Genomic DNA, 24601 nt, shown 5'->3' with positions numbered 1-24601 from the left:
CGCTAGAACCTCACATCCAGGCTGGAGCGGTCCGGCAAGGCACGCGCAGGCGAGCCGACGTAGACCTTGCCCGGTTCGGTATCGCGCACCACCAGGGCACCGGAACCGATCACATTGTCCGCCGCCACTTTCACGCCGTCGTTGAAGGTGGCGTTGACGCCGACGAAGCTGCTTTCGCCGATCTCGCAGAAACCCGAAATCACCGCGTGCGAGGCGACGAACACATGGTCGCGCACCACCGTGCGATGCCCCACGTGGTTGCCGCTCCACAGGATGCAGTTGTTGCCCACCCGCACGAACGGCTGGATCACGTTGTTTTCGAAAATAAAGGTGTTTTCGCCGATCTCGGCGTTGCGCCACACGAAGGCGTGGCTGCTGACGTAGCTGGCGAAGCGGTAGCCCTTGCCCTTGGCATCCAGGTACAGGCGCGTGCGCAAGCGATTGAGGCCGGTGGCGGGAATCGCCACGAACAGCTCGGCATCGCCCGGCGCGTAGCTCGCCGCCAGCTCCTCGTAGGCCAGCACCGGACGCCCTTCCAGCTCGGTTTCTTTCAGGTGCGCGCGCTCGACGCTGAAGGCGACCACCTCGTAGTCGCTGTCGTGCTCGAAGTATTCGAGCGCGATCCGCGCCATCTCGCCCGCGCCGACCAGCACCAGCGGCCGGCTCATGCCACCGCGCCCCCGAGGCGGTGGAAGCCGTTGGCTTCGCGCAGGAATTCGTCGTAGTCGGTGATGTAGTCGGCCGGGTCGTAGAACTGGTCGGCCAGCACCATCAGCACGCAGTCGTCGCTGAAGCCGTACAGCTCGCGCCAGACCATGTCGCCCAGCAGCAGGCCCTGGCCCGGGTCGTTCAGCACCACCTCGACCGGGCCGGTGCCGTCGTCGAGCAGGATGGTCACCGAGCCGCGCACGGCCACCGCCAGCTGCTTGAGATGGCGGTGCGCATGCCGGCCGCGGTGCACGTTCGGCTCGGTGGCGTACACGTAGTACACGCGCCGAATCTCGAACGGCACGTTGCGCTCCTGTTCCAAGGCCACGAGCATGCCGCCGTGGTCGCCGTGCTGCTGAAACTGGATGCGTTCGATGTCCATCGTGGCTGACTCTTCGCTCGTGTGAGAACGACCTGTTCGAGGCTGAGTGCCCGTGGCGTCGGGAAAGGTTGCGTGTGCTTCACAGCAGGCGATGCAAAAACCTGAGCCCCTCTCCCATCGGAGAGGGGTTGGGGTGAGGGTGCGGCCGAAGTGGTGCGTTCCACTCCGCCCGTACCCTCATCCGGCTGCCGCCACCTTCCTCGCTCCTCAAAGCCGCGCGCTCCCGGAGGGAGAAGGATTCAATGTGCAAATTGATCACAACCTTTCTCGATCCAACCCGCACCTACGCCAGACACGACGCGCGGGGATCGCTGGATGGGTTCGAGGTACGAGGACAAAGCCGACATGCCGATGCCGGGCAGCACGCCCGCCATTGCAAGCCCCACGCAGGCACAGCAATCGATCCGCCGCCCGCGCGGCCTGGCGATCCTGCACTGGAGCACGGTGCTGCTGCTGATCGCCGCCGCGGCCTTCGCGCTGACCCGCGACGAAGTGGCCGGCCGCGTGGCCCGCCAGTGGCTGCTCGAAGCCCATCGCCATAGCGGACTGCTGGTGCTGCTGCTGGCGGTGCTGCGCATCGGCCTGCGCTTGCGCAACGGCAAGCTGCCGCAGGTGGTCCATTCGCGCCTGGTCCGCATCGCCGCCTGGCTTACCCACGCCGCGCTGTACCTGATCCTGCTCGCCCTGCCGCTGGTCGGCTGGGCGCTCAGCAATGCCGAAGGCAAGCCGGTGTATCTGTTCGGCGCCACGCTGCCCGCGCTGGTGGCGGACGACGAAGATCTCGCCGATGCCTTGCTGGTCTGGCACCAGGACATCGCCTGGGCCTTGCTCGCCCTGGTCCTGCTGCATATCGGCGCCGCGCTCTATCACCACTTCGTGCGGCGCGACGACGTGCTGCGCTCGATGTGGCCGTGGCGCGCGCGCTGAATCTCACGCCGCCCCTCTCGCTGTCCCCCTCTAGCAAGACCCACCCCCCGGAAACACCAAGGAGGTTTCATGCTGTCTCTGCCGTACCGCCGCATGGCGCACCGGACGCGGAACATGACCGTGCTGTACGGCGTGGGCGCGGCCTTCTCGCTGGCCTGCACCACCGCGCAAGCGATTCCCGTCTACGCCCGCCAGACCGGCGCCGCCTGCGCCGACTGCCATGCCGGCTCCTATGGCCCCGCGCTCACGCCCTACGGCATGCGCTTCAAGCTCAACGGCTATACCGACACCGACGGCAAGGGTTTCAAGCTGCCGGTCGCCGCGCAGCTGATCGGCACGCGCTCGGTGCCGGCGCGCGGCGAGAGTTCCAACCGGCTGACCGAGGCGGACGTCTATCTGGCCGGGCGCCTGACCGACCAGGTCGGCGGCTATGTGAAGGTGACCAGCAACAACGACGGCCACAACCGCTTCGACACCAAGCTCAGCGACGTGGACCTGCGCTTCGTCGCGAAAGAACTGAAGCTCGGCGGCAAGGACCTCACCGTCGGCGTGAGCGTCAACAACAATCCCGGCTTCCAGGATCCGATCGCCGCCCTGCCCGCCGCCTCGTCGCTGGGCCCGCCCGGCGTCACCGGCACCGTGCTCAATCCGTCCAGCCCGAATGCGCCGGCCAACCGCGTGTTCGGCGCCACCGTGTATGGCCTGTACGACGCGCGCTGGTATGGCGAAGTGGGCACCTACAACTCGATGCAGCGCTCGACCCAGGACCGCCTCGGCTACAACCCCAACGGCGACCCGGGCAAGCTGCACGACACCGGCTACGCGCGCTTCGCCTATATGCGCGACATGCGGCGGCAGTTCTTCTCGGCAGGCGTAGTCGCGCTCACCACCAAGCGCGAATTGCCGCGCAGCGGTGGCCCGATGGACCGGCTCACCGACCTCGGCTACGACCTCACCTACCAGTTCCTCGGCAACCGCGAACACATCGTGCAGCTGAGCTACGTGAACATCCTGGAGCGGCGCAAGTACGGCAGCACGCCGGCCAGTCCGATCGCCCCGGGCCTGCTGGCCAAGCCGCGCGGCAGCGTGCACGACCAGACCCTGACCGTGGCCTACACCTTCAAGCAGAGCTACACCCTGCTGTTCTCGCACCTGGTGAGCACCGGCTCGCGCGACGACGCGCGCTTCGTTCCCTATGGCGTGCCGGATACCACCGCCAACCTGGTCAGCCTGTACTGGGCGCCGTTCGGCAAGGACGACTCGTACACCTCGATCGCCAACCTCAAGCTCGCCGCCAACTGGTTCCGCTTCACCCGCTTCAATGGCGCGCGCGACAACATCTTCGGCGCACCCGGCACCAATGCGCGCGACTTCAATGCTTTTTCCCTTACCGCCGCCGTGGCGTTCTGACCGGATCCGATGCGTGAAGACCTCAAGCCTTAAGCGAAACTTTCGAAATCTCGCCCTCGCCGCGCTCGCCTGCGCATGGATGACCGGCTCGCCGGCCTTCGCCGGCGATGCATCGGCGGGCGCCGACGTGTTCAAGAGCGAATGCGCCGAGTGCCACAGCATCAAGGAAGGCCGCAACAAGAAAGGCCCGAGCCTGTTCGGCGTGGTGGGCCGCAAGGCGGCCACGGTGTCGGATTACGAGTACTCCGATGCGCTGCATGCGCAGTCGAGTTGGGTGTGGACACCGGAACAACTGCACAGTTATCTCGCTCAACCGGCCAAGCGCGCCAATCCCGGTACGAAAATGAAATACGATGGGCTGAACGATCCAAAACAGCTCGACGATCTCATTTCCTACCTGGGCACGCTCCACTGACAACATCGCTCGCCGCTGTACGCAAGGCCCCGCCGCTACGTTGGCTGTTCTCCACCGTGGCGGCGAGCTGCATGGCGCTGCCGCTGCACGCCGGCACGCTCGGCGGCGGTATCGCGCTCAGCTCGCAGCTGGTCGATCGCGGCCAGGCGATCACCAAGGCCACGCCGATCCTGCAGGGCGTGCTGTCGTGGACCACGCCGGACGGCTGGGCGCTGGGACTTTCGGCCAGCGCCAAGGCGCGCTCGCCGGGGCGGATGGTGGAGGCGATGGGCCAGGTCGCGCACTACTGGACGCTGTCCGGCGACTGGTCCATGCAGGCCAGCGCGATCTACTACAAATACCCCACCGGCAACCGCTTCTTCGACCGCAGCGAAGGCGGCCTGCACTGGACGTACCGCGACGTGCTCACCTTCGGCGTGTCGGCCACCCACTTCACCCACGCCGACCATGAACGCACCCGCGGCGGCGCAGACGCCAACTTCCACTGGCCGCTGACCGAGGAACTGTCGCTGTCGGTCGGCGCCGGGGTGGCCAAGTCCTATTTCGACCCCTACCCGTACTACCGCTACGGCCATGCGGGCCTGGCCTGGACCCGCGGCGCCTGGCGGGTGGAGCTGGACCGGGTGGCGGCGGATGTGAAGACGCCCCGCTACTGGCGTTCACGCTCCCCTGGGGCGGAACCCTGGGTGGCGACGGTGCTTTGGTCGTTCTGAGCGGCCTTGCGACGGATCCTAACCAGGGCGCAACCTTTTCCTATCCGGTCGGCACTCATGGGGACAGCCACGCCGCCCTCCGACCGGTGACCTGACGCCATGAACGAAGCCGATATCGAAGCCGATGCCACCGACCGAGCGCTGCTGCAGCGCATGGCGGCGGGCGACCGCGTGGCCCTGGCCACGCTGTATCGCGGCTATCACGGCCGCCTGACGCGCTTCCTGGCGCGCCTGACCCGGCGCCCGGACGTGATCGAGGAAGTCATCAACGACTGCTTCTGGATCGCCTGGCAGAAAGCCGGCACCTTCCAGGGCGATTCGCGCGTGTCGACCTGGATCATGGGCATCGCCTACCGCTGCGGCCTGAAAGCGCTGCGCCAGCATGGCGACGAGCCGATCGAGGACGACAGCCTCTACGGCGACCGCGCCCCCAGCCACGACCCCAGCGAGGACCACGAATTGCGCGACTGGCTAGGCAAGGCGCTGGACCGCCTCACCATCGACCAGCGGGTGGTGCTGGAGCTGGTCTACGGCGTGGGCCATTCGCTCAACGACGTGGCCGTGATCATGCAGTGCCCGGTGGGCACGGTGAAGGCACGGCTGTTCCACGCGCGGGTACGCCTGCGCAATGTCTTGCCGGAGCTTGCCGGCGAATCCTCAGCGCACGCCGGAGGTGCGCCATGACGTTTTCGATCAACGCCAGCCGGGATTGCGCCCGCGCCTGGGAAGCCATGCCCTGGGTGATCCAGGGCCATGCCACGCCCGAGCAGGCCCAATGGCTGGACGGTCACCTGGCGCAATGCGAGGCCTGCCGCGTCGAGTACGCGCAGCAGCTGCGCCTGCGCGAGGCGATGACGCTGCCCGCCGATGTCGCGGTCGACGCCAACGCCGGCCTGAAGCATCTGCTCGACCGCCTGGACGCCCACGACGCCGAAGTCGCGCAGCCCGCCAAGGCGCGCGCGCGCAGCAGCGGCTGGCTGTTGCGCGGCCTGGCTGCCGCGGTGCTGCTGCAGGCGCTGGGCATCGGCTTCCTCGGCCTGAAGCTGTATCACGAACAGGGCGCGACGGACTACCGCACTTACAGCAGCCAGGACGGGGCCGCAGCTCCGGCGGGCGCGATCCGCGTAGTGCCGGATGCGGGCATGAAAGTAGTCGACTGGAACGCGGCCGTGCATGCGCTGCACCTGCAAGTAGTGGGCGGCCCCAATGCCGTGGGCGCCTACACCGTGATGCCGTCCGGCACCGCCACCACCCAGGCCGAAGTAGTGCGGCAGCTGCGCGCCACGCGCGGCATCCGCCTGGCCGAGCCGGTGGCCTCCGTACCGTGAAAGGCCTGCGGCACGCCTGCCTCGCCGCACTGGCGCTGGTGCTGAGCGCCTGCGCGGCGGCGCCGACCGCGTCGGCCGGGCGTGGCGCTGCTTCGAAACCCTCGGTTGCCGCTGCGATGGACAGCCAGCGCGACATCGTGCTGGCCGTGGCCAATCCGCTCGATCCGCAGGGCACGCATGCCGGCTCCAGCCTGCTCGGCTATGTGCCGCCGGGCCATTACGGCGCCGGCCAGCGCGCGGTCTCGCAATTGGATGAGCTGAAGCAGCGCTACGGCCTGCGCGAAGTGGTCGGCTGGCCGATCAAGGCGCTGGGCCTGTTCTGCATCGTGGTGGAACCGCCGGCCGGCGCCGACCGCGATGCGCTGCTGCAGAACCTGGCCAGGGACGAGCGCGTGAAGCTTGCCCAGCCACTGCAGGATTACGAGGTCTACGCCGACCCGCCGCGGCAGTCCGCGCACAAGTACAACGATCCGTATGCCGACCTGCAGCGCGGCTTCGTCGAAACCGACGCCGCACTCGCGCACGAAACCAGCCAGGGCGGCGGCGTGCACGTGGCGATCGTCGACACCGGCGCCGACGTCACCCACCCGGACCTGAAAGGCCGCATCGCCGACACCCACAATGCCGTCGACGACGACGCGGCCGCATTCGACCGCGACGCGCACGGCACCGAAGTGGCCGGCATCATCGCGGCCGTCGGCGACAACCACCAGGGCATCGTCGGCATCGCGCCGAAGGCGGTGCTGAGCGTCTACAAGGCCTGCTGGTATCCGGACCGCAACGCCGGCGCGCGCTGCAATTCGTTCACCCTGGCCAAGGCACTGGCCGCCGTGCTGGATACCGATGCGCGCGTGGTCAATCTCAGCCTGGGCGGCCCCGCCGATCCGCTGCTCGGCAAGCTGCTGGACGAGCTGCTGCGGCAGAAGCGCATCGTGGTCGCCGCGCGTCCACCGGACGGCGACGCCATGGGTTTTCCGGACAACTCGCCCGGCGTGATCGTGGTGCGTTCCAGCACCGCCACGCCAGCGCCGGCGGACGTGCTGAGCGCGCCCGGCAGCGACATCCTCACCACCCAGCCCAACGGCGGCTACGACTTCACTTCCGGTTCGTCGATGGCGGCGGCGCATGTCAGCGGCATCGTGGCGCTGCTGCTGTCGATCCAGCCGGATCTCGACGTCGCGTCCATCCGCAAGCTTCTTCTTTTGGACGGAAAGACGGCCCATGGCCTGAACCAGGTGAATGCGGCGCTGGCGGTGCGGGCGCTGCAGACGTCGCTGCGTCACGCCGGATCGCCCTGACGATCTGCTCGTCGCGGTAGCGGCTGTGCAAAGACGCCGACCTTACACTGGCCCGAACTGACATGGTGCCTGCGCGCACGACCGGTTATTCGTAGGCACCCGCGCGCTTCCTTAACGAGTCACGCAAGCGCACCAGCTTCACGCGGCATCTGCGTGCCTCGCGATCGCCGCATGCCTTCCCAGTCCACTCACGGCCCTTCCCCATGACCACCACTTCCCGCCGCCAGTTCCTGCAGCTCTCCGCCCTGGCCGTGGCTTCCGCCGCCGCACCATGGGCCGACGTCCACGCTCGCGCCATGCCCTCGCCAAACTTCCCGCCGCTGCCGGCGCATCGTCCCACCGGCCAGGAAGCACTGGACCGGCTGCTGCAGGGCAATGCGCGCTTCGTCGCCGGCAAGGGCTCGGCCGCCTGCCGCACGCCGGAGGATTTCGCCAAGGTGGCGCAGGGCCAGGCACCGTTCGCCGCGATCATCGCCTGCTCCGATTCGCGCACCGCGCCGGAAATCATTTTCGACCAGGGCGTGGGCCAGCTGTTCACCGTGCGCGCCGCCGGCAACGTGGTAGCGGGCAGCGGGCCGGTGATGAAAGGCAGCATCGAGTACGCGGTGGCGGAGCTGGGCGTGTCGCTGATCCTGGTGCTGGGCCACAGCGAATGCGGTGCGATGAAGGCGGCCATCCAGTTCCGCCACGAACAGAACAAGCCGGCCGGTGCGATCGACGACCTGCTGGAACTGATTTATCCGGCCGTCGACCAGACCGTCAGCGAAGACGGCAAACTCAGCGGCAAGGCGCTGCAGAAGCAGGTGACCTACAACAACGTCAACAACGGCGTGCAGCGGCTGCGCGGGCTGGAGCCGATCATTGCGCCGGCGGTGCGTTCGGGCGCGGTGATGGTGGCGGGTGCGGTGCATGACCTCGCTACCGGCACCGTCACCGTATGGCCCAAGTTGGCGTAGGCGCCTGGCATCGCGTGCATGCAGTAAGTCGCCGCAACGAAATCAAATCGCGCTGAGGACCGGGCCATGTCAAACGCATTCCCGGCGCCGAGCCGAGCGCTAGTTGCAACATAGAACCAGAAAAGTCCGGAAGCGTGGCGGCGCATGACCGCCCAACCTATCCAACCCATATTCTTCATGGACAGGTTGCTCGATGTTCCGTCTCGTCTCACTACTGCTTCTGTGCATGCTCACGGTGGTGGGCTGCACTGAATGGTTTCAGCCAGGCATTTCTTCACGGCAACGCGATCGCGAACTGGCCTCCTGCAAGGCCGACGGCTATCGCCGGTTCCCGGTGGAACAAGTCGTCGTGCCTCATCCGGTCCACTATGAATTTTCGACAAGAATCTGTCGGGACCACAGGGATCAGAAGGAAGGCAAGTGGCACAAGGAATGTACTTACGTGCCGGGTTATTGGATGTCCCCGAGCGCAAGCGTGGTCGATGCGAATTCCGACGCGCGCGACGCAGTCGAAGACGACTGCATGTATCGCCGCGGCTATATCAAGAAGTAGATGCGCCATGGCCGGGCAACCGCGTGGCGTCGGAAAATCCATGTCCCTGCACTCGCTCGCACGGCGACGACCTATCGATGCCGCCCTGGCGCCGCCAGGGCGGCACAACATGGCGCACCTTCAAGCGGACAGCGCGTACCGCCTTCGATATTCGGCCGGCGTGACGCCCACGTAATGCACGAACGCCCGCCGCAGATGATCCACGTTGGAGAAGCCGCATAGCGCGGCCACCTGCTTGGGCGCATGGCCGCCCTGCTCCAGCCGCTCGCGCGCGGCCTGCACGCGCACCGACTCCACCCACGCTGCCGGCGTCATGCCCACTTCGCCGCGGAACAGCCGCGCGAAGTGGCGCGGACTCAGGCGCATGCGCGCGGCGAGATTCGCCACGCTGTGATCCTCCGGCAAATGCGCCGCCACCCAGCGCTGCAGCGATTGCAGCGCCGAGCGGCCGGCCGGCGCCGCTTCGCCACTGCGGCTGAACTGCAATTGCCCGCCGGGGCGCTTGAAATACATCACCAGCTGGCTCGCCACCTGCATCGCCAGCGGCCGGCCCAGGTCTTCCTCGACCAGCGCCAAAGCCAGATCCAGACCCGCGGTGACGCCTGCCGCCGTACGCAAGCGGCGGTCGGCCACATACAAGGCATCCTCTTCCACGCTTACCGCGGGAAAGCGCTCGGCCAAGCGCTTCGCCACCGCCCAGTGCGTGGTGACGCGCCGCCCATCCAGCAGACCGGCGGCGGCCAGCAGGAAGGCGCCGCTGCAGATCGAGCCGTAGCGCCGCGCACGCCGCGCCTGTTCCGGCAGCCAGCGCAGCAGCGCCGGGGGTGCTGCTGCATCGGCCGCATGCGGTGCGCCCGCCACCAGCAAGGTGTGGATCGGCTCGGGCGTGCCGCGTGCGGAAATGCTGCGGTCGGGCAATAGCTGCACGCCGGAAGAACTGCGGATCGGCGCCATCGAAAGGCCGACCACCTGCGGCCGATAGAAGGTACGGCCCGATTGAAGATTGGCTTCGGCGAACACATCCAGCGGCCCGGCGACATCGAGCAACTGCACGCCGTCGACCGCGACGATGGCAACGATACGGGGCGCCGGCATGCACCTGTCCTCCTATGGCCGTGGCGGCAGCGAAATGTCCGTTATTTACGTATGACGCTAATAGCAGACGTCGGCGGGCGATCCTAGCATGGAGACCTTCCTAGCCAGCGAGGCCTCGCTCCATGCCCCCCACCATCGATTCCATCCGTGCGCCTGACAGCCGGCTCGCACGGGAAATCACTGAGTTCGTGCGCGACACCGCGACGGAACTGCTGTTCCACCACTCCAGCCGCGTCTATCACTTCGGCGCGATCGCCGGCCGCCGCGACGGCCGGTCCTTCGATGCGGAACTGCTCTACGCCGGCGCCATGTTCCACGACATCGGCCTGCTGCCCTCGCACAGCAGTGCGCACGATCGCTTCGAGGTGGACGGCGCCAACGCGGCCGCCGAATTCCTGCGCCAGCGAGGTATCGCTCAAGCGGATATCGAAACGGTATGGACGTCCATCGCCCTGCATACGACGCCGGGCATCCCGCAATACATGCATCCGGTGGTGGCCTTGGTCACCGCCGGCGTGGAGATGGACGTGCTGGGCCTGACCTACGGCCAGTACAGCGAAGCCGAGCGCGCCGCGGTGGTGGCCTTGCATCCGCGCACGCCGCGTTTCAAGGAGGACATCCTGCGGGCCTTCTACGATGGCATCCGCCACAAGCCGGAAACCACGTTCGGCAACGTCAAGGCCGATGTACTCGCCGACAAGGACCCGGCCTTCGTGCGCGGGAATTTCTGCAGCGTCATCCGCTGTTCGCAGTGGGCGGGCTGAGGCGCGACGCGCCTCGCCCTCATGGCGGGTCGCCGATCGCGTGGAAAACCTTGCCGGAGCCCAGCGAGAGCAGCAGCTTGGACGTCGGCAGATAGGCGCAACGCACGGCGTCGCCCTTGCCCAGGCCGCGGAACACCCGCTCCGGCACGACGAAGTTGCCGGGCTCCTGCAGCGGCGGCACCACCACGCGGACCAGGCAATCCGGTGTGCGGCCGTTGCGGGCCACATGGAAGCGGTCGCCGACGATGCCGTCGACGACCAGCTTCGAACCCAGTTTCAGGTCCTCGGTCAGACGGCGTGCGTTGCGGCGGATCGCCCACAGGAAAAAGCACGCCATCGGCAGCAGCATGCCGCCCATCATCAGCAAGACCCAGGCGTGCTTGAGGTGCCGGGGCCCGAGGAAGGCGCCGGTCACACCGACCAGCAGGCAGAATGCACCGACCGTTGCCATCACGCTGGAGCCGGCGGTGAGCACACGCCGTGCCGCGCGCTGCGGCGACCCCGTTCCGGACCAATACGCCTGCACCGCCTCGCGCTCCCTAGGGGTGAGCCGCACGCGGGTGCCCGGCATGGCGTGAGGATGCGCGCCGGCCACCGCTAGCTCCGCAGCATGTGCGCGGGGCGTACCCGCATCGCGACCGATCTCATGGCGCATTCCGTTGCAGGCCGGATCTTCCGGCGGCGCCGCACCATGACATGAGCCCGCCGCAGCGACAAGCCACGCCTGAGCAAGCCCCGCCTGGACAAGCCACGCTAGAAGTTCACGCGAAAACCCGCCGAAGCGCGCCAGCCGCCGGCCAGCGCATCGCTCCGCGAGGCATGGCCCGCTTCCGCATACGCACTCCAGGTCAGGCCGAACGCGACGCGTCCGCCCACCGCCAACTCACGGGTGGTGGCATGGCGCGCCGGCAGTGTCACCGGCAGCGAGCCGCCGTCGAGCGAGGCGGTGATATCGGGGCGGTCGCCCACCGTGTGCACCACCGATACGCGGGCATAGGCATCGCCGGTCAAGGTCGGGCCCATAAAGAAACTCTGGCCGAACAGCATGCCGGCGCGGGACATGAACGTGTGGTTGCGATCCACGTCGAAGCGCACGCGATTGCTGGCGGTATACCCGACGGAACCTATCGAGCCGTAGGCCGCCTGCACCTGCGGCTCGATATAGGCGCCGTGTTCGCCGCGGAAACGGCGGCCCACGCGCACCGATACGCTGGAAGCACGCGCGTGATAGCGGCCGGAAGCGACGCCGAACGCATCGCGCGAGGTGTAGTTGTCGCCCAGCCGGCCAGTGCGCGCCACGGCATCGGCGAACAGGCCATTGCCCGCGTTTCAGATGCCGTAGATGCCGACCGAATCGCCGCGCAGGTCGGCGCTGCCGTTCTGCAGGTCGGCGCGGGATTGCGCATGGGTGTAGACCACGCCGAGCGTGCCGCGGCCCGGGTCCGCGTCCGCGCGCCACTCGGCGCCGGCGCTCACGTGGGTGGCGTTCTGACGGTAGCCGCGGCCATCGGCGCCATCGCCCTTGAGGCTGCCGCTGTCGGTGTCGGCCCAGAACGCCGAGCCGGGCGGTGCGTCGTCCAGGCGCGATGCCTCGCTGCGGCGGGACACGGCGCGCTCGTCGAGTTGCCAGAGATTGGATAGCGTGAGCGCGGCGTCGGCGGCGACCAGCACGCCGGTGGCAGGCGTGATGGCCACCTGGCCGGGGGTCGCATCGGGCGCGGCGGCACCGGGCGTGGTTGACGGGCTACCCGTGCCAGGTTGCGCGCCGTTACCGGAGTTGGTGCTGGTGCCGGGGCTCGTGCCCGGACCAGCGCCGGTGCCGGTCGCCGTACCGCCACCCGCGGGCGCGCTCGATCCATCGCCGGCGATATCGATACCGGCCAGCAGGATCTGCTTGCGATCCGCGCTCAGGCTCACCCGCGGCGTATAGCTGAAGCGCACCAACGCGTTCTGGTAAGTGCCGCTCCATTGTCCGGACAGGCCAGAAGCGGCCAGGAAACCCGCCGTGCCATTCGCCGCCGCGCTGGCGTCGACGATCACGATGGGACTGGCGGAGAGAATCGATGTGCCTTTCTGCAAGCTGGTCGCGTTGATCCACGACGTATCGTCCAGCGCGGGGTCATACGCCAGCCGCACGTTCTGCGTGCCCTGCGCCGTGAACGATGCGACGCCACTGCCGAACACCACCTTGTCCGCGGTACCGCTGCGCACGTCGCTGAGCAGCGTAAATGTCGCGCCATCGGCGAGGCTCACCGACGCGCCGCTGCCGGCACTGCTGCCGACCTGCAAGGTGCGCAGGCTGTACGCCGGCACGCTGCCGGGTGCGAACGTGCCCCAGCTTGCGGCCAGGTCGATCGCACTGCCGCTGCCTACGCTGAGGCTGCCGGTGCCGAAATCGGTGGCCATCGTGCCGCTGCCGTTGGCGATCCAGCGCGCACCGTTGTTCACGACCAGGTTGGCGGCACCGACGCTGCCGTCCGTATCGGCGAGCACCAGGCCGTTGAGCCAGGAGCTGGAAGTATCCAGCTTGAGATTCAGCGTGCCGGCAAACCCGCCGCTGTTCGAGCCGGTCAGCACATCGCCCTGGATGGCGACCACATGCCCGCCAGCCTGGTTGACGTGGGTGGTTGCCGATGCCGCTGCCGAAGCTCGCGTCACCACGCCGTAATGGTTGGCCGCCGTCGATCCCGCCGCCTTGGCAATGGATAACGCACCGTTGAAATCCGCTGCGCCGGTATTGAGCACGCCATAGGTGGCGCCGGCCTTTTCCGACACCGTGATGTCGACGTCGCTGGCCGCGGTGAACGACATGCCGTTGCGGATGCCGTACGCCGCATGGGTACCTTGGTTACCGGTGGGTTGCAGTCGCGCCACGGTGCCCGCGGTGGCCAAGGTCATGCGGCCGTTGTTGTCGATGCCCAGCACGTCCGAGTCGCCCTCGAAGGTGCCGTTGGTGGCGATCGCCGTGAGGTTACCGTGGAACGTCATGTAGCCGTTGCCACCGTTGCCGCCGAAGTTGTACACGCCGACGGTGCCGCCGAATAAATTCGGGCCGCCCTGCGCCGTAATGGTGGCATCGCCGAAGAATTCGGTCTTGGACAGGCGATGGCCGGCATTGACGCCGAACGCGGTGCGGTTGCCGATCGCGGTGATGGTGGTGGTGCCGCCCACGCCGATATAGCCGTTGTTGCGGATGCCCATCACCGTCGAGCCGCGGGCGATGGCGTACAGCTTCAGGTTGCCGCCGATCTCCGTGCGCGTGGATACGCTGGGGTTCCAGATGCCGTTGACGTTATCCGACGGGTAGATGCCGCTGGCGGTGAGGTCGACGTTGCCGCTGACGCGCAGGATGCTGCGTCCATCGCCCATGATCGCGTAATTGGTGTTGTTGCTGTCCGACTCGGCGGTGAGGTTGCCGTTGATGGTGATGCGGCTGCCGTTGCCGGTGAGGTAGATGACTCGCCCATAGCCTGGCGTCGACGCCTTCAGCGTGGTGTCGCCGTTGATGGTGATGCTGGCGAAGTCGTCCGCCCACAGCGCGTAGGCATTGCCGTAGATGGTGCCGTTGCCCTTGGAGTTCTTGTCGTTGGCGGTAACGCTGATCGGACCGTTGACGGTCACCGACTTTGGATCGGACTGCGGGCTGGAGGCGTAGATGCCGGTGGCGCTGCCGCTGTTGCCGCCCGTGGCTGGCACGTCGCGGGTAGCGGTAATGGAGACATTGCCCGCGCTGGCGTCGATCACGCTGGACGACGACGATGAAGTGACGCCCACGCCAATCACTTGCGGGTCGGCCGACTCGACATTGATGGCGTCGCCCTTGGCCAGCGTATAGGTCAGCGTGCCGCCGTTGCTGGTGATGGCGTAGCCGGGGTTGTAGCCGCCCGTGCCGCCGGGCCGGTCGTTGCCCGCGACGCCGGTGATCGGTTGTGTGTAGATGCTGGCGCCGGCTTCGGCCGGCACGATCGCGCAGGTCAATGCCACGGCGATCGACAGCGCCAGCTCCTGCCTTCTTGCCTGAAGCATGGCTCCGGCGCTCCCCTTCATATACTGCGTCTTGCCCATGGTCTTGGTTCTGCCGCCGATAAAACGTTGGACAAAGCACGCCCCGGCTGGTCATTTCGGGCCAACCCGTGACTGCGGCTTTATCGTGGACGGCACCACCGAAGGCACCGCGTCGTTGCGTAGCCGACGCATGCCCTTGCGGGCAAACGGCACGTCCCCTGTAGAACGCGGTCGACACTTGCTTAGCGGCGGCTTTAGTAGCACATCGGCTGCATGGGATGCCGCTGGCGTTGGCGCAGGCGTGACTGCAGTCACGCGATGTTTTTCAGCGCGGTGAGCGAACGCACATCCCGCGAAAAACCATAAAGCGTGTGGCGGATATCGAAAAGCATAGGCCTTACGCAGAAGAGGCGGTCCGGACCCGCCACGCGCTACGCTGGTACGCCATGACCATCCCTGTCCGCCTCGCCACCGACGACGACCGCCCCGCCCTGCGCGAGCTGTTCCTGCAAGCACGCAGAGCCACCTTCAGCTGGGTCGCCGGCGACAGCTTCCGGCTCGAGGACTACGACGGCCAGACCCGCGGCGAACGCGTCCTGGTGGCGCAAGCCGACGACGGCAGCATTGCCGGCTTCGTCGCGCTATGGGAGCCGGACCGCTTCGTCCATCACCTCTACCTCGCCGCCGAACAGCAGCGGCGCGGCATCGGCCGCGCCTTGCTGCAGGCGCTCGGCTGGCCGGAGCAGCCGCTGCTGCTCAAATGCCTGCGCCGCAACGAGGCCGCGCTGGCGTTCTATCTCAAGCTGGGCTTTGCCGAGATCGGCCAGGGGCGCGGCAGCGATGGCGAATACCTGATGCTCGCCTCGCGCCATGTGCAGCCGTCAGGCTGAGCGCTCGACGATCCGGCGCAAGGCAACTTCCAGCGAGGTGGCGGCCACGCGCGGCACGCCTTCGAAGCGGATCCAGCCTTCGTTGAAGCCGTCGAGCATGCGGATGCGCGGCTCGGGATGGCGTGCGCCTTGTTCGCGGAACAGGGTTTCCCAACGCTCGCGCGGAACCGCCTCCGCACGCACCGGATGGCCCAGTACGCTGGCATAGGCTTGCGCGATGTCTTCGGCGCCATAGCGCTGCGGGCCTTCCAGTTCCTCGACGTGCTGGCCGTTCCAGCCGCGCAGCAGCAGTTCCTTCGCCACCGCGCCGATGTCCTCGGTCGACACCATCGGGATGCGGTGATCCAGCGGCTGCAGAAAACTATGGATGCTGCCCTCGCGTGCGCCAGGCAGGTCCCATGCGGCGTTCTCCATGAACCAGGCCGGGCGCAGGAATGCCACCGGCATCGACAGCCGTCCCAGCGCCTGCTCCATCAGCCCTGCGTTGTTCAGCAGGTTCGGTTCGGCGACATGGGCGCCGACGGTGGAAAGGAACAGCGCCCTTCCCGGCCGAGCCTGTTCGATCGCCTGCCGGAACCGCTCCGCCAGCGCGTGGATCAGCGGAAAGCGCGGCGCCGGGTCGTAATCCGGCGGCATCATCAGGAACACGCCATCGGCACCTTCGAAGGCCCGCGCCAGCGCATCGGCATCCTCATGGCCGGCCTGCGCGACCTCGCAACCCAGCGCGCGCCAGGGCTCGCCCTTGGCCGCATCGCGCACCACGGCGCGCACCGCCGCACCGTTCGCCAACAGCGCGCGCGCCACCGCGCCGCCGACCTGCCCCGTGATACCCGTGATCGCATACATGTCGAAATCTCCTCAAGCCAGGCGGCGGAAGGCCGCGTCGGCAGGCATTGTTCGACTTCGCCGGTCCTGCGGCGATAACATCAATATCATTTCATTCATGACTCATACGCATGAGCGGATTCGACGAACGTACCCTGGCCGGCCTGCGCGTGTTCTTCGCCGTGGTCGACGCCGGCAGCTTCGCCGGCGCGGGCGAGATCCTGGACATGTCCCAGCCCGGTGTCAGCCGCGCCGTGGCGCGGCTGGAACAGCGGCTGGGGCTGCGCCTGTTCGACCGCACCACGCGCACGGTGGCCCTTACCGAAGAAGGCCGCCGTTTTCACCAACAGGTGACGCCGGTGCTGGCCGAGCTGGAAGAAGTGGTCGATGAGGCCGCAGGCAGCGCGGGCGCGGTACGCGGCAAGCTGCGAGTCGGCCTGCTCGATCCGCTGTTCGCGCAGCTGCTGCTGGCGCCGCGCATCGAGGCCTTCCTCGCGCGCCATCCGCAACTGCAATTGGAACTGCTGGTGCGCGACCAGCCGGGAGACCTGGTGAGCGAGGGCATCGACCTGGCCATCCGCTTCGGCGAACCGCGCCCGTCCGCCCTGGTGGCGCGCAAGCTGCTGGAGACGCGCGTGCTTACCGTCGCCGCGCCTGCCTATCTGCGCCGCCATGGCCGGCCTGCCACCCCGCAGGAGCTGGGCGAGGATCGCCATACCTGCATCGACTTCCGCGACCCCATCAGCGGCCAGGCTTATGCCTGGGAATTCCATCGCGGCCGCAAGCGGCTGAGCGTGCCCGCCGGCGGGCGCCTGATCGTCAACGACGTCGGCACCATGCTGCACGCCTGCCTCGCCGGCTACGGCGTCGCCCAGATGATGTCGCTGGGCATCGGCGAATTCCTGGCCAAGGGCAAGCTGGTGGAACTGTTTCCGGACTGGCCGGACGAGCGCTTTCCGCTGTACGTGCTGTATCCGTCGCGCAAGCATCTGCCCGCGAAGACGCGGGCATTCGTCGATTTCCTGGTGGAGTTGTGCGGTGGGGGTTAGCGATGCACCGCGCGGTGTCGCTCCGGGTCAGGCGTCCTCATTGCACGCCGCCGGATCGAGCGTGCCCTACCTCAATACGTTCTGAATCAGGGCACTAGATCGCTCGCGAATTGGAAAAATCGAGGCGCTAGTCAACGCAAGGGTACTTAACCTCGCTCTCTTGTCATCAGAGAGTAAATGCTGTGCGTCGCTCAATACTTCCCTTGCTTTTAGTTGCGCTGTCCCTGGCAGGCTGCACCGAGTGGGTTAAGCCGGGTGTTTCGCCGCAGCTCCGCGACCGCGATCTCGCCGCTTGCACCAGCAACAGCTATCGCGAGGCGTTCGTCGATCAAATCGTCGTGCAGGAACCCGGTTATCACACACCGGGCCGGGAGGTCTGCGAGCAGCGCAAGGGACGTGAGGAGTGCACTTACACACCCGGCTATTGGACCGGGCCCAGTGAGCGCGCCGTCGACGCCAACAGAGAATGGAGAGATTCACTGATAGCGGATTGCATGCTCCAGCGCGGCTACTACCAGCAGTAGGTGCCATGCCCGCGAAATGCAAACTGATCCTTCATTTGGAACTCACTGCCAGCGACTCGTACCGGAGAAAGTCGAATCCATGAACGAAGATGCATATATCTCCCGTCGCGCGCCCGGAATCCTTCTGCTCGCGGCACTCGCCCTGCTTGCCTCGCCCTTTGCACTGGCACAACCCATGCCGGCTGAGGACGCGCCGGGCAAACTGAATCTCAAACTTCAGCCTCAGGCGATAGGACCTCGACTTGAAGCGGGGGCTCATGAAGATTCCGGATCGCAGGCAAGCGCCCCTTCCCCAGTCTCGGAGGCGGAGAAGAAACGACAGGCGCTGGACAAGATTTTTGCCGGCAGTGGAACCTGGCAAGACCATGCCTATTTCCGCAGCAGCAGCGGCCCTGCCGATTTGACTGCACCACCGGATTGCCCCACGCCGAAAATGGTCGCCGAACGAGCAGCCGACAAAAAGAAGCATTACAACTATCCCAACTGTCCGAGCTGGAGGCTGCCCGCCGAAGCCAGATAGGGACGCCAGGACGATGACACCGGCATGGGTCGACAACCTGTGGCTGCGGTGCGGCGGGCACGGGGGCTCCGCCGCACGGAGTCCTGGTCAGCGATAAGCCTCGATCGCCGCCTTGATCAGCGCCAGGTCGTCCTCGATGCCATAGCTCGGCGGCGCCGAATAACCGAAGCGCGTGATGACCAGGTGTGCCGAGGGAATCACGTAGATGCGCTGGCCCATGGTGCCGCTGGCGTAGAAGCCTTCTTTCGGATAGCCCGCCTCGATGCGCCACTTCGCCTCCTTGCTGCGGCCATCGTTGGTCCAGAAGCCGGCACCGTACGGGGCGTCCAGGGTGGAACGGCGCGACCAGTCCATCCAGCCTTCCGGCAGCACGCGCTTGCCGTCCGGCGCGATGCCGTCGCGCAGGTAGAGCCAACCGAGGCGGGCGTAGTCGCGAGCGCTTGCATAGATATAAGTGGAGCCGACAAAGGTGCCGGCGCCATCGAACTCCATCGTCACGTCGCCCATGCCCAGCGGTGCGAACAACTCGCGCCGCGCGAACTCGCGCATGCCTGCCGCGCCGCCGCCTACCACGCTGCCGAGCTTGCGCGAGAGCAGCACCGTATCGGCCGAGGTGTATTCAAACGTGCGGCCAGGTGGCTCCTTCGCCGGCTGCGCGCCAGCGAAGGCGGCCATGTCGCCGTGCAGGAATTCCATCTTCGCCACGGGGCTTTCGGCGGACTCCGCTTCTTCCGCTGCCAGGCCGCTGCGCATGCGCATCAGGTCTTCCAGCGTGATGGCGCGGCGCGGGTCGTGCTTGTCCTTCCATTCCGGCGGGTTCAGCGGCTCATCGACACGCAGCTTGCCCTGGCGCACCAGGATGCCGAACAAGGCATTGGTGAACGACTTGGCGACGGAGAAGCTCAGCAGCGGCGAGTGTTCGTCGATGCCATCGGCATAGCGCTCCGCCACCACCTGGCCATCCTTCACGATCACCACCGCCTTGACGTGCTTGACCGGCCGGCCCGCATGCTCGGCGAATACGTTGTCCAGCGCAGCGGTGACCGTGGGCTTGCTGGAGGCGACGCGCTGCTTCGGTGCGAAGCCATCCGCCGCCGGCGCGATCGGTGCTTCGGCAACCACGGGCAACGGCCGGTCGCCGGGCAGCACCAGCCGGCAGCCATAGCCTGGCGTGAAATGGGCGCGGGCCAGCGGGCGCAGTTGGCCGGACACCACCACATCGCCGGTGTCGCGCACGACCTGCACCTTGAGCAGGCGGCCGAAGTCGCCAAGCACCGGCAGGACCAGCTGTTCGAACGCCTGGTCCGGATCCTGGCCGCCGACGAAGGTGGCCGAGCAGACGTTGTGGGCGGCGACGCCGGCAGCGACGGGCAGGACCTCGCTCAACTGCGAGGCACCATAGGCGCCGGCGGCCAGGGCCAGGGCGGTGAGGCTTCCGAGGATGATGGTTTTCTTGCGCATGACGGTCTCCGTGGGATGGAGCGAGTGTGCGCGGGCGGTTGGGATGGAGGGGGCCGGACTGGGACGAAGGTTGGGACGCCAGGGACGAAAGCAGGAGCCGGCACGCCAAAAACAGTACCCGCACACCACGAGGAGTGCGCCTCACGAATTATCCAGTGTTATAGCTTTGCGGAGGTCGATTAGCTTCGATGCTTTAGCCGCCTCGAAAGCAGGTCATTCGCATGATCAAAAAGATCTACGCCGCATCTCGCCACCGCCAGATGCTGTTTGTCGGAGCACTCGCCCTGCGGGTTTCACCATGGGCCGTCGGACAGGCCGCACCGCCCGCCGCCCCCGCGGGCAGCCTCAATCTCCAGCTTCCTTCCCCGCCGGCGGATGCAATACCCCGCGCCGGAAGCCATGAACCAGGGCAGCGCAATGGCAAGAGTGCGGGGATATCACTTCTGCGTACGCCCGTGACCAGAGAAAACGTTTCGCCATTGAGCTCCACCGACGCAGACGCGGATCGCCGTCCGTACATCAGCGCCGCCGATCGACAGCTCCAGGACCATCAGAACATGTTCAATCGTTCCTCCGCCTGCCCCTTACCGTTCGACACGCCCCAGGCACCCGTCACCTCGCCCAGCAACAGTCAGCTTGAATTTAAACGATAGGGTGACGTCCGGAAGGCCTGTGGGCAGCGCCAGCTCCCGCTTACAAGAACACGCCAGGCGGAAGCTGATCCAAGTAACGCCTGGTCCACGTCACCCGCGCTCCATCGCGCAACAGCAAGCGCTTCTCGCCGTCCGGCCACGGCTGCACTTCACGGATGGCATCCAGTTGCACCACGGTCGAGCGGTTGACCCGCACGAAGCGCGAAGGATGCAGCCGCGCCTGCATCGCATCCAGCGTGCCGCGCAAGCGACGCGGCGCGCCGTCGACGAAGACCTGCAGATAGTTGCGGTCGGATTCGATGCGGTCGATGCGCTCCACCAGCACCAGCTCGGCCGCATCGCCAACCGGCAGCAGCAGTCGCTCCAGATAGCGTGCCGGCGGTGGCGCGCTCTCCAGCAGGCCGTCCACACGCGCGCTGACGCTCAGCGACGGCGCCACCTTTTCACGCAAACGGCGGATCGCTGCCTGAAAGCGTTCGGGGCCCACCGGCTTGAGCAGATAATCGAACGCATGCACCTCGAACGCCCGCACGGCCTGGTCGTCATGCGCGGTGACGAACACGATCTCCGCCGGCAGCGGTTCGCCCAGTGCCTGCAACACGGCGAAGCCGTCCATCCCGGGCATGCTGATGTCGAGGAACACCACGTCCGGCCGTTCGCGCTGGATCAGATGCACCGCCTCGCGGCCATCGCCGGCCTCGCCTACCCAGAGCACACCCTCGGCTTCGGCGAGATAGCGCCGCAGCTTCGCGCGTGCCGGTGCCTCGTCGTCCACCACCACCGCGCGCAGGGTCATGCTGCCACCCAGCGCCGCGCGGGCAGCCATACCGTGACGACGCTGCCGCCTTCCGGCATCGCTTCCAGGCGCACGCCGGCTTTATCACCGTACAGATGCTGCAGGCGGGCGCCCACGTTGCCGAGGCCAATGCCATGCCCGGCACGCGCCACGCCACCGCCGCCATCGCGCACCCGCAGCGTCAGGCGCTCGGCATCCCGCTCGGCCTCCACCCGCACCCGGCGATGGTCGCCTTGCCCGCCGTGCTCGATGGCGTTCTCCACCAGCGGTTGCAGCAACAGGAAGGGAATGCGCAGATCGTCCAGCGCGGCGTCGCTGTTTACGTCGGCGTCGAGACCATCGCCGAATCGCGCCCGCTGGATATCCATGTACAAGGCCAGCAGCTTCCACTCGTCGGCGAGGCGATGCTCCTGCGCGCCGGCCGACAGCGTGGCGCGCAGCAGCGCGCCGATCCGCGACAGCATTTCATCGGCCACCGCGGGCCGGTCGTACATCAGCTCGGAGACCGCATTGAGCGTATTGAACAGAAAATGTGGATTGAGCTGCAGGCGCAGCGCTTCCAGCCGCGCTTCCGACAACGCCGATTCCAGCTGTGCAGCGCGCAATTCGCGCGTGCGGCTTTCGCGGTAACGGTCGAACAGCCACAGGCCGACCGCGACCAGTACATAGAAGAACAGCTGCGTCGGCATCTCCATCACATAGCGCCACACCGTCGGCGCGTAGTCGTCCGCAGGCAGCCCCATCCCGCCGAAGACCAGCAGGCGCAGCGCGATCATCAGGCTGGTCTGCGCCACCGACAGACCGGCGAACACCGCCGCATGCCATAGCAGGCGCCAGCGGCGTCGACGCAGCCAGCGCAAGGCATAGAAGACCGGTGGAAGGAACGCGCCGAAGCTCAACGCGCCGGTCAGCTCCTCGATCAGCAGCGGCGCGATCGGCGCGACATGACTGTAGGCCACCCCGACCAGGTAGCGGTTCAGCGCACGCATCGCCCCGATCGCCACCAGCAACAACACCCACAGGGCGAGCGCATACCGCCGCCAGAACGGCGGCGGTACGGGCGCGTCGCACTGCTCGGTCGCCATGCCGTGTCAGTCCGTACCAGCCTTCGCCTCAGGCACCACGGTCAGCACGATCTTCGACGGATACGCACTGCTGTGGTGCACCGCGTTGTTGGCGATCACACCGGCCGCCTCGTCGAAGTTGTTGCCACCCGTGTTGAGGTTGCGGTCGAAGCGCGGGAAGTTGCTGCTCGATACCGCGATGCGCAACTTGTGGCCCGGCTTGAAGTAGTAGCTGGTGTCGATCGGCTGGAACGTCACCGGATACACCTCGCCGGACTTCATCCAGGCCAGCGGCTTGTCGTAGCCGTTGCGGTAGCGCATGCGCTGGATGTTCTCGGTGATGTTGAAGGCCTGGCCGTCCGCATCGACGTCGATCACCTTGAAGGTGAAGTCGGTGTCCTTGGCGCTGGACGAGACATTCAGGGTGACGCTGATCGGCCCGCTGACCTCGGTGCCCTGCGCGAACGCTTCGCTGTCGTACACCAGCACGTCGTTGCGGGTTTCCTCCTTGCGCTGGTCGAAGGAGCCGAACTTCACCGCATTGCCCTGGCAGCAGCCGCCACCGCCGTAAGTCATCACGGGGTTGGCCGGGTCGTATACGAACTGGTCCGGATGATCTTCAGCTTCCGGCTGCGCCACCAGCTTGCCGTCGCCATACATGGTGTTGGCCTTGCCGCCGCTGGCGAAATAGAACTCCTTGGTGGTGGCGCCCACCGGCGGCCACGTCGCCGACTTCTTCCACTCGTTCTTGCCCATCAGGTAGTACATGACCTTGGGCTGCTTCTTCACCACGTCGCTGTCCTCGCCCTTGAGGAAGCGGTCGAACCAGCCGAACATCAGGGCGTTGTAGTCGTAGCGCGCATCGCCCATGTCCATGTCGCCGACCATGGTGTGCTCGCTGGCGCGGGTATAGGCGCAATGCAGCACCGGCGCGATGACGGCGTATTGTTCGTCCGCCACCGCTTTGGGTGCGGTGCGGCGCACTTCGTTATAGGCGGCCAGGTTGGGCGATACCGACACGTCGAACCAGCTCATGAACCACAGGCCCGGCTTGGCGATCTTCATGTTGTCATGCCACAGGCCGCCCTTGTACCAGGCCGGATCGTTCGGTGCGCGCGCGACCATATTGCCGCCGGTGGCCACCGGCATGCGCGTGTCGAAGATCCCCGGCGGACCGTCCAGCGCCTTGATCATGTCCTTTTCCGGCAGGTGCCAGAACGCCTTGTCCCAATCCACCGGCGGCATCTGCGGCGCCAGGTCGAAATAGCGCGAGGCATTGACCAGCTCGGCCTGGGTGGTGCCGGCCGGGAAATTCGGGCGCACCTGGTTCTGGATGCCGTAGTCGTAGATCCAGGCGATAAACAGCATCTGCACCGCGCCACCGCGATACCAGTTGCCCTGCTCGTAGTAAGGCCCGACCCGGCCCACGCCCGCGCCGAAGCCCTGCACGTTGAACGTGGCCAGCGCCGGCTCGTTCTGTGCCACCACTGCCATCTGCCACTCGGCGGTCGAGGAGCAACCGGTGGTGCCGACCTTGCCGCTGGACCAGGGCTGCGCGGAAATCCAGCGCACCGCGTCCACGCCATCGGTGATCGGCGCGCCGAGAATGTCGTAATTGCCCTCGGAGAAGAAATGGCCGCGCTCGTTCATCTCCACATAGGCGTAGCCGTGCTTCACCGCATCCAGCGCGCGCGTCATGTCGCGCGGCGCGCCGAGCTTCACATCCCAGTAGTTGAAGTTGTACGGCGTGCGCGAAAAGATCGTCGGCACCTTGCCCGCACCCTTGGGCCGATAGATGTCCGCCGCCATGCGCTTGCCGTCGCGCATCTTCACCATCACCTTGCGCTCCACCACCGCCGCCTCTTCAAGCGACTTCTCGGTGGCATTGCGCTTGGCGATCTGCTCGGCCTGCGGGTCTTTGGCCTGGGCCGCCGCCGTGAACGGCAGCGCGAGACAGAAAGTGGCGGCCATGCCGCCGAGGATCGTGGGCAGGTGCTTGCGTAGCATGCGAGTTTTCCCCAGGGACCAAGCCGCGACTATACGCGAGGCCGGCTGGCACGCGTTGTGCGCATGCACATGACGGGCCCGCCGGGCAGCCCTGTTGCCTGATGCGCCGGCCGGCTCCGGAATCGAGGACGTCCATCTCTTTTTGTCTGAAAGACAGGCCTGCTGGCGATAGCTTGCGATGCCGCCCGACCTACCATCGCCCGCCGATGCCAACCGTTCGATATGCCACCCGAAGTTGCGCACGCCTCGTACGAGCAA

The 24601-nt window shown here is 66.9% G+C and carries 26 protein-coding genes; 15 read left to right on the top strand and 11 right to left on the bottom strand.

The window, feature by feature from the left end; translation table 11 throughout:
• Window positions 1-2 precede the first annotated feature (2 nt).
• Both AB4083_RS17170 and AB4083_RS17165 read right to left on the bottom strand, forming a co-directional pair.
• Window positions 3-668: an acetyltransferase gene (locus tag AB4083_RS17170; RefSeq protein WP_441609332.1), complete on the bottom strand. Its 666-nt coding sequence runs from the start codon at window positions 666-668 to the stop codon at window positions 3-5.
• Window positions 665-1090 carry a sugar 3,4-ketoisomerase gene (locus AB4083_RS17165; RefSeq protein ID WP_441609330.1) on the bottom strand — a complete coding sequence of 142 codons (426 nt, stop codon included), beginning with the start codon at window positions 1088-1090 and terminating at the stop codon, window positions 665-667. Before AB4083_RS17165 ends, AB4083_RS17170 begins: the two co-directional genes overlap by 4 nt.
• A gap of 351 nt (window positions 1091-1441) precedes the next feature.
• On the opposite strand from AB4083_RS17165, the gene AB4083_RS17160 reads away from it, so the two are divergent.
• The 9 genes from AB4083_RS17160 (at window position 1442) to AB4083_RS17120 (ending at window position 8690) form a co-directional block, all read left to right on the top strand.
• On the top strand, window positions 1442-2017 hold the full coding sequence (locus AB4083_RS17160; protein ID WP_441609384.1) for a cytochrome b: 576 nt from the start codon (window positions 1442-1444) through the stop codon (window positions 2015-2017).
• 69 nt (window positions 2018-2086) lie between these two features.
• Entirely contained in the window at window positions 2087-3427 is a 1341-nt protein-coding gene (locus AB4083_RS17155) for a cytochrome C (RefSeq protein WP_441609328.1), read from the top strand.
• Window positions 3428-3506: 79 nt separating this feature from the next.
• The gene (locus AB4083_RS17150; RefSeq protein WP_441609382.1) at window positions 3507-3842 is read left to right on the top strand and encodes a c-type cytochrome; all 336 of its coding nucleotides are present in this window, start codon (window positions 3507-3509) and stop codon (window positions 3840-3842) included.
• Window positions 3843-3913: 71 nt separating this feature from the next.
• A complete protein-coding gene (locus AB4083_RS17145; protein WP_441609326.1) occupies window positions 3914-4555 on the top strand; it encodes a hypothetical protein in 642 nt (213 codons plus the stop codon).
• Between the two features lie 99 nt (window positions 4556-4654).
• Window positions 4655-5239, top strand: a complete 585-nt coding sequence (locus AB4083_RS17140) for an RNA polymerase sigma factor (protein WP_441609324.1) — start codon at window positions 4655-4657, stop codon at window positions 5237-5239.
• A complete protein-coding gene (locus AB4083_RS17135) occupies window positions 5236-5883 on the top strand; it encodes a zf-HC2 domain-containing protein (protein WP_441609322.1) in 648 nt (215 codons plus the stop codon). The genes AB4083_RS17140 and AB4083_RS17135 overlap by 4 nt, the downstream gene beginning before the upstream one ends.
• Before the next feature lie 5 nt (window positions 5884-5888).
• Window positions 5889-7181 (top strand): S8 family serine peptidase, encoded by a 1293-nt coding sequence (locus AB4083_RS17130; protein ID WP_441609380.1) that lies wholly within the window; start codon window positions 5889-5891, stop codon window positions 7179-7181.
• A 203-nt stretch (window positions 7182-7384) separates the two neighbouring features.
• Window positions 7385-8137 (top strand): carbonic anhydrase, encoded by a 753-nt coding sequence (locus AB4083_RS17125; RefSeq protein WP_441609320.1) that lies wholly within the window; start codon window positions 7385-7387, stop codon window positions 8135-8137.
• A gap of 193 nt (window positions 8138-8330) precedes the next feature.
• Window positions 8331-8690, top strand: coding sequence for a hypothetical protein (locus AB4083_RS17120; protein ID WP_441609318.1), 360 nt, complete (start codon window positions 8331-8333; stop codon window positions 8688-8690).
• 120 nt (window positions 8691-8810) lie between these two features.
• Here the strand turns inward: AB4083_RS17120 and AB4083_RS17115 are convergent, their stop codons facing one another.
• Window positions 8811-9785 (bottom strand): GlxA family transcriptional regulator, encoded by a 975-nt coding sequence (locus AB4083_RS17115; RefSeq protein WP_441609316.1) that lies wholly within the window; start codon window positions 9783-9785, stop codon window positions 8811-8813.
• A 122-nt stretch (window positions 9786-9907) separates the two neighbouring features.
• On the opposite strand from AB4083_RS17115, the gene AB4083_RS17110 reads away from it, so the two are divergent.
• Entirely contained in the window at window positions 9908-10549 is a 642-nt protein-coding gene (locus AB4083_RS17110; protein ID WP_441609314.1) for an HD domain-containing protein, read from the top strand.
• Between the two features lie 19 nt (window positions 10550-10568).
• Here AB4083_RS17110 and AB4083_RS17105 read toward each other — a convergent pair whose 3' ends face one another.
• The 3 genes from AB4083_RS17105 to AB4083_RS17095 form a co-directional block, all read right to left on the bottom strand.
• Entirely contained in the window at window positions 10569-11120 is a 552-nt protein-coding gene (locus AB4083_RS17105) for a hypothetical protein (protein WP_441609312.1), read from the bottom strand.
• A gap of 182 nt (window positions 11121-11302) precedes the next feature.
• Complete coding sequence (locus AB4083_RS17100; protein ID WP_441609378.1) at window positions 11303-11863, bottom strand: autotransporter outer membrane beta-barrel domain-containing protein; 561 nt, start codon at window positions 11861-11863, stop codon at window positions 11303-11305.
• A gap of 15 nt (window positions 11864-11878) precedes the next feature.
• Window positions 11879-14575, bottom strand: a complete 2697-nt coding sequence (locus tag AB4083_RS17095; RefSeq protein WP_441609310.1) for a beta strand repeat-containing protein — start codon at window positions 14573-14575, stop codon at window positions 11879-11881.
• Between the two features lie 425 nt (window positions 14576-15000).
• Here AB4083_RS17095 and AB4083_RS17090 point away from each other — a divergent pair, with 425 nt between their 5' ends.
• Complete coding sequence (locus AB4083_RS17090; protein WP_441609308.1) at window positions 15001-15444, top strand: GNAT family N-acetyltransferase; 444 nt, start codon at window positions 15001-15003, stop codon at window positions 15442-15444.
• Here the strand turns inward: AB4083_RS17090 and AB4083_RS17085 are convergent.
• Complete coding sequence (locus tag AB4083_RS17085) at window positions 15436-16290, bottom strand: NmrA family NAD(P)-binding protein (RefSeq protein WP_441609306.1); 855 nt, start codon at window positions 16288-16290, stop codon at window positions 15436-15438. The two genes, AB4083_RS17090 and AB4083_RS17085, sit on opposite strands and share 9 nt — an antisense overlap.
• A 110-nt stretch (window positions 16291-16400) precedes the next feature.
• Here AB4083_RS17085 and AB4083_RS17080 point away from each other — a divergent pair, with 110 nt between their 5' ends.
• The 3 genes from AB4083_RS17080 to AB4083_RS17070 all read left to right on the top strand — a co-directional run bounded on the left by AB4083_RS17080 (window position 16401) and on the right by AB4083_RS17070 (window position 18362).
• The gene (locus AB4083_RS17080) at window positions 16401-17318 is read left to right on the top strand and encodes a LysR substrate-binding domain-containing protein (RefSeq protein WP_441609304.1); all 918 of its coding nucleotides are present in this window, start codon (window positions 16401-16403) and stop codon (window positions 17316-17318) included.
• 203 nt (window positions 17319-17521) lie between these two features.
• On the top strand, window positions 17522-17842 hold the full coding sequence (locus tag AB4083_RS17075; RefSeq protein WP_441609302.1) for a hypothetical protein: 321 nt from the start codon (window positions 17522-17524) through the stop codon (window positions 17840-17842).
• Window positions 17843-17921: 79 nt separating this feature from the next.
• The gene (locus tag AB4083_RS17070) at window positions 17922-18362 is read left to right on the top strand and encodes a hypothetical protein (RefSeq protein WP_441609300.1); all 441 of its coding nucleotides are present in this window, start codon (window positions 17922-17924) and stop codon (window positions 18360-18362) included.
• Window positions 18363-18449: 87 nt separating this feature from the next.
• Here the strand turns inward: AB4083_RS17070 and AB4083_RS17065 are convergent, their stop codons facing one another.
• Window positions 18450-19823, bottom strand: a complete 1374-nt coding sequence (locus tag AB4083_RS17065; protein ID WP_441609298.1) for a serine hydrolase domain-containing protein — start codon at window positions 19821-19823, stop codon at window positions 18450-18452.
• 221 nt (window positions 19824-20044) lie between these two features.
• On the opposite strand from AB4083_RS17065, the gene AB4083_RS17060 reads away from it, so the two are divergent.
• Window positions 20045-20476 carry a hypothetical protein gene (locus tag AB4083_RS17060; protein ID WP_441609296.1) on the top strand — a complete coding sequence of 144 codons (432 nt, stop codon included), beginning with the start codon at window positions 20045-20047 and terminating at the stop codon, window positions 20474-20476.
• A gap of 40 nt (window positions 20477-20516) precedes the next feature.
• Here the strand turns inward: AB4083_RS17060 and AB4083_RS17055 are convergent, their stop codons facing one another.
• Genes AB4083_RS17055 through AB4083_RS17045 form a run of 3 tightly spaced genes read right to left on the bottom strand, consistent with a single transcriptional unit; the run spans window position 20517 to window position 24343 of the window.
• On the bottom strand, window positions 20517-21302 hold the full coding sequence (locus AB4083_RS17055; protein ID WP_441609294.1) for a LytR/AlgR family response regulator transcription factor: 786 nt from the start codon (window positions 21300-21302) through the stop codon (window positions 20517-20519).
• Window positions 21269-22357, bottom strand: a complete 1089-nt coding sequence (locus tag AB4083_RS17050) for a sensor histidine kinase (protein ID WP_441609292.1) — start codon at window positions 22355-22357, stop codon at window positions 21269-21271. The genes AB4083_RS17055 and AB4083_RS17050 overlap by 34 nt, the downstream gene beginning before the upstream one ends.
• A gap of 6 nt (window positions 22358-22363) precedes the next feature.
• Window positions 22364-24343 carry a CocE/NonD family hydrolase gene (locus AB4083_RS17045; protein WP_441609290.1) on the bottom strand — a complete coding sequence of 660 codons (1980 nt, stop codon included), beginning with the start codon at window positions 24341-24343 and terminating at the stop codon, window positions 22364-22366.
• Window positions 24344-24601: the final 258 nt, after the last annotated feature.

Source organism: Dyella sp. 2RAB6 (assembly GCF_052115385.1).
Lineage (GTDB): Bacteria > Pseudomonadota > Gammaproteobacteria > Xanthomonadales > Rhodanobacteraceae > Dyella_D.
Note: the sequence above shows the minus strand (reverse complement) of the source record. Positions and strands in the feature narration are given on the sequence as shown.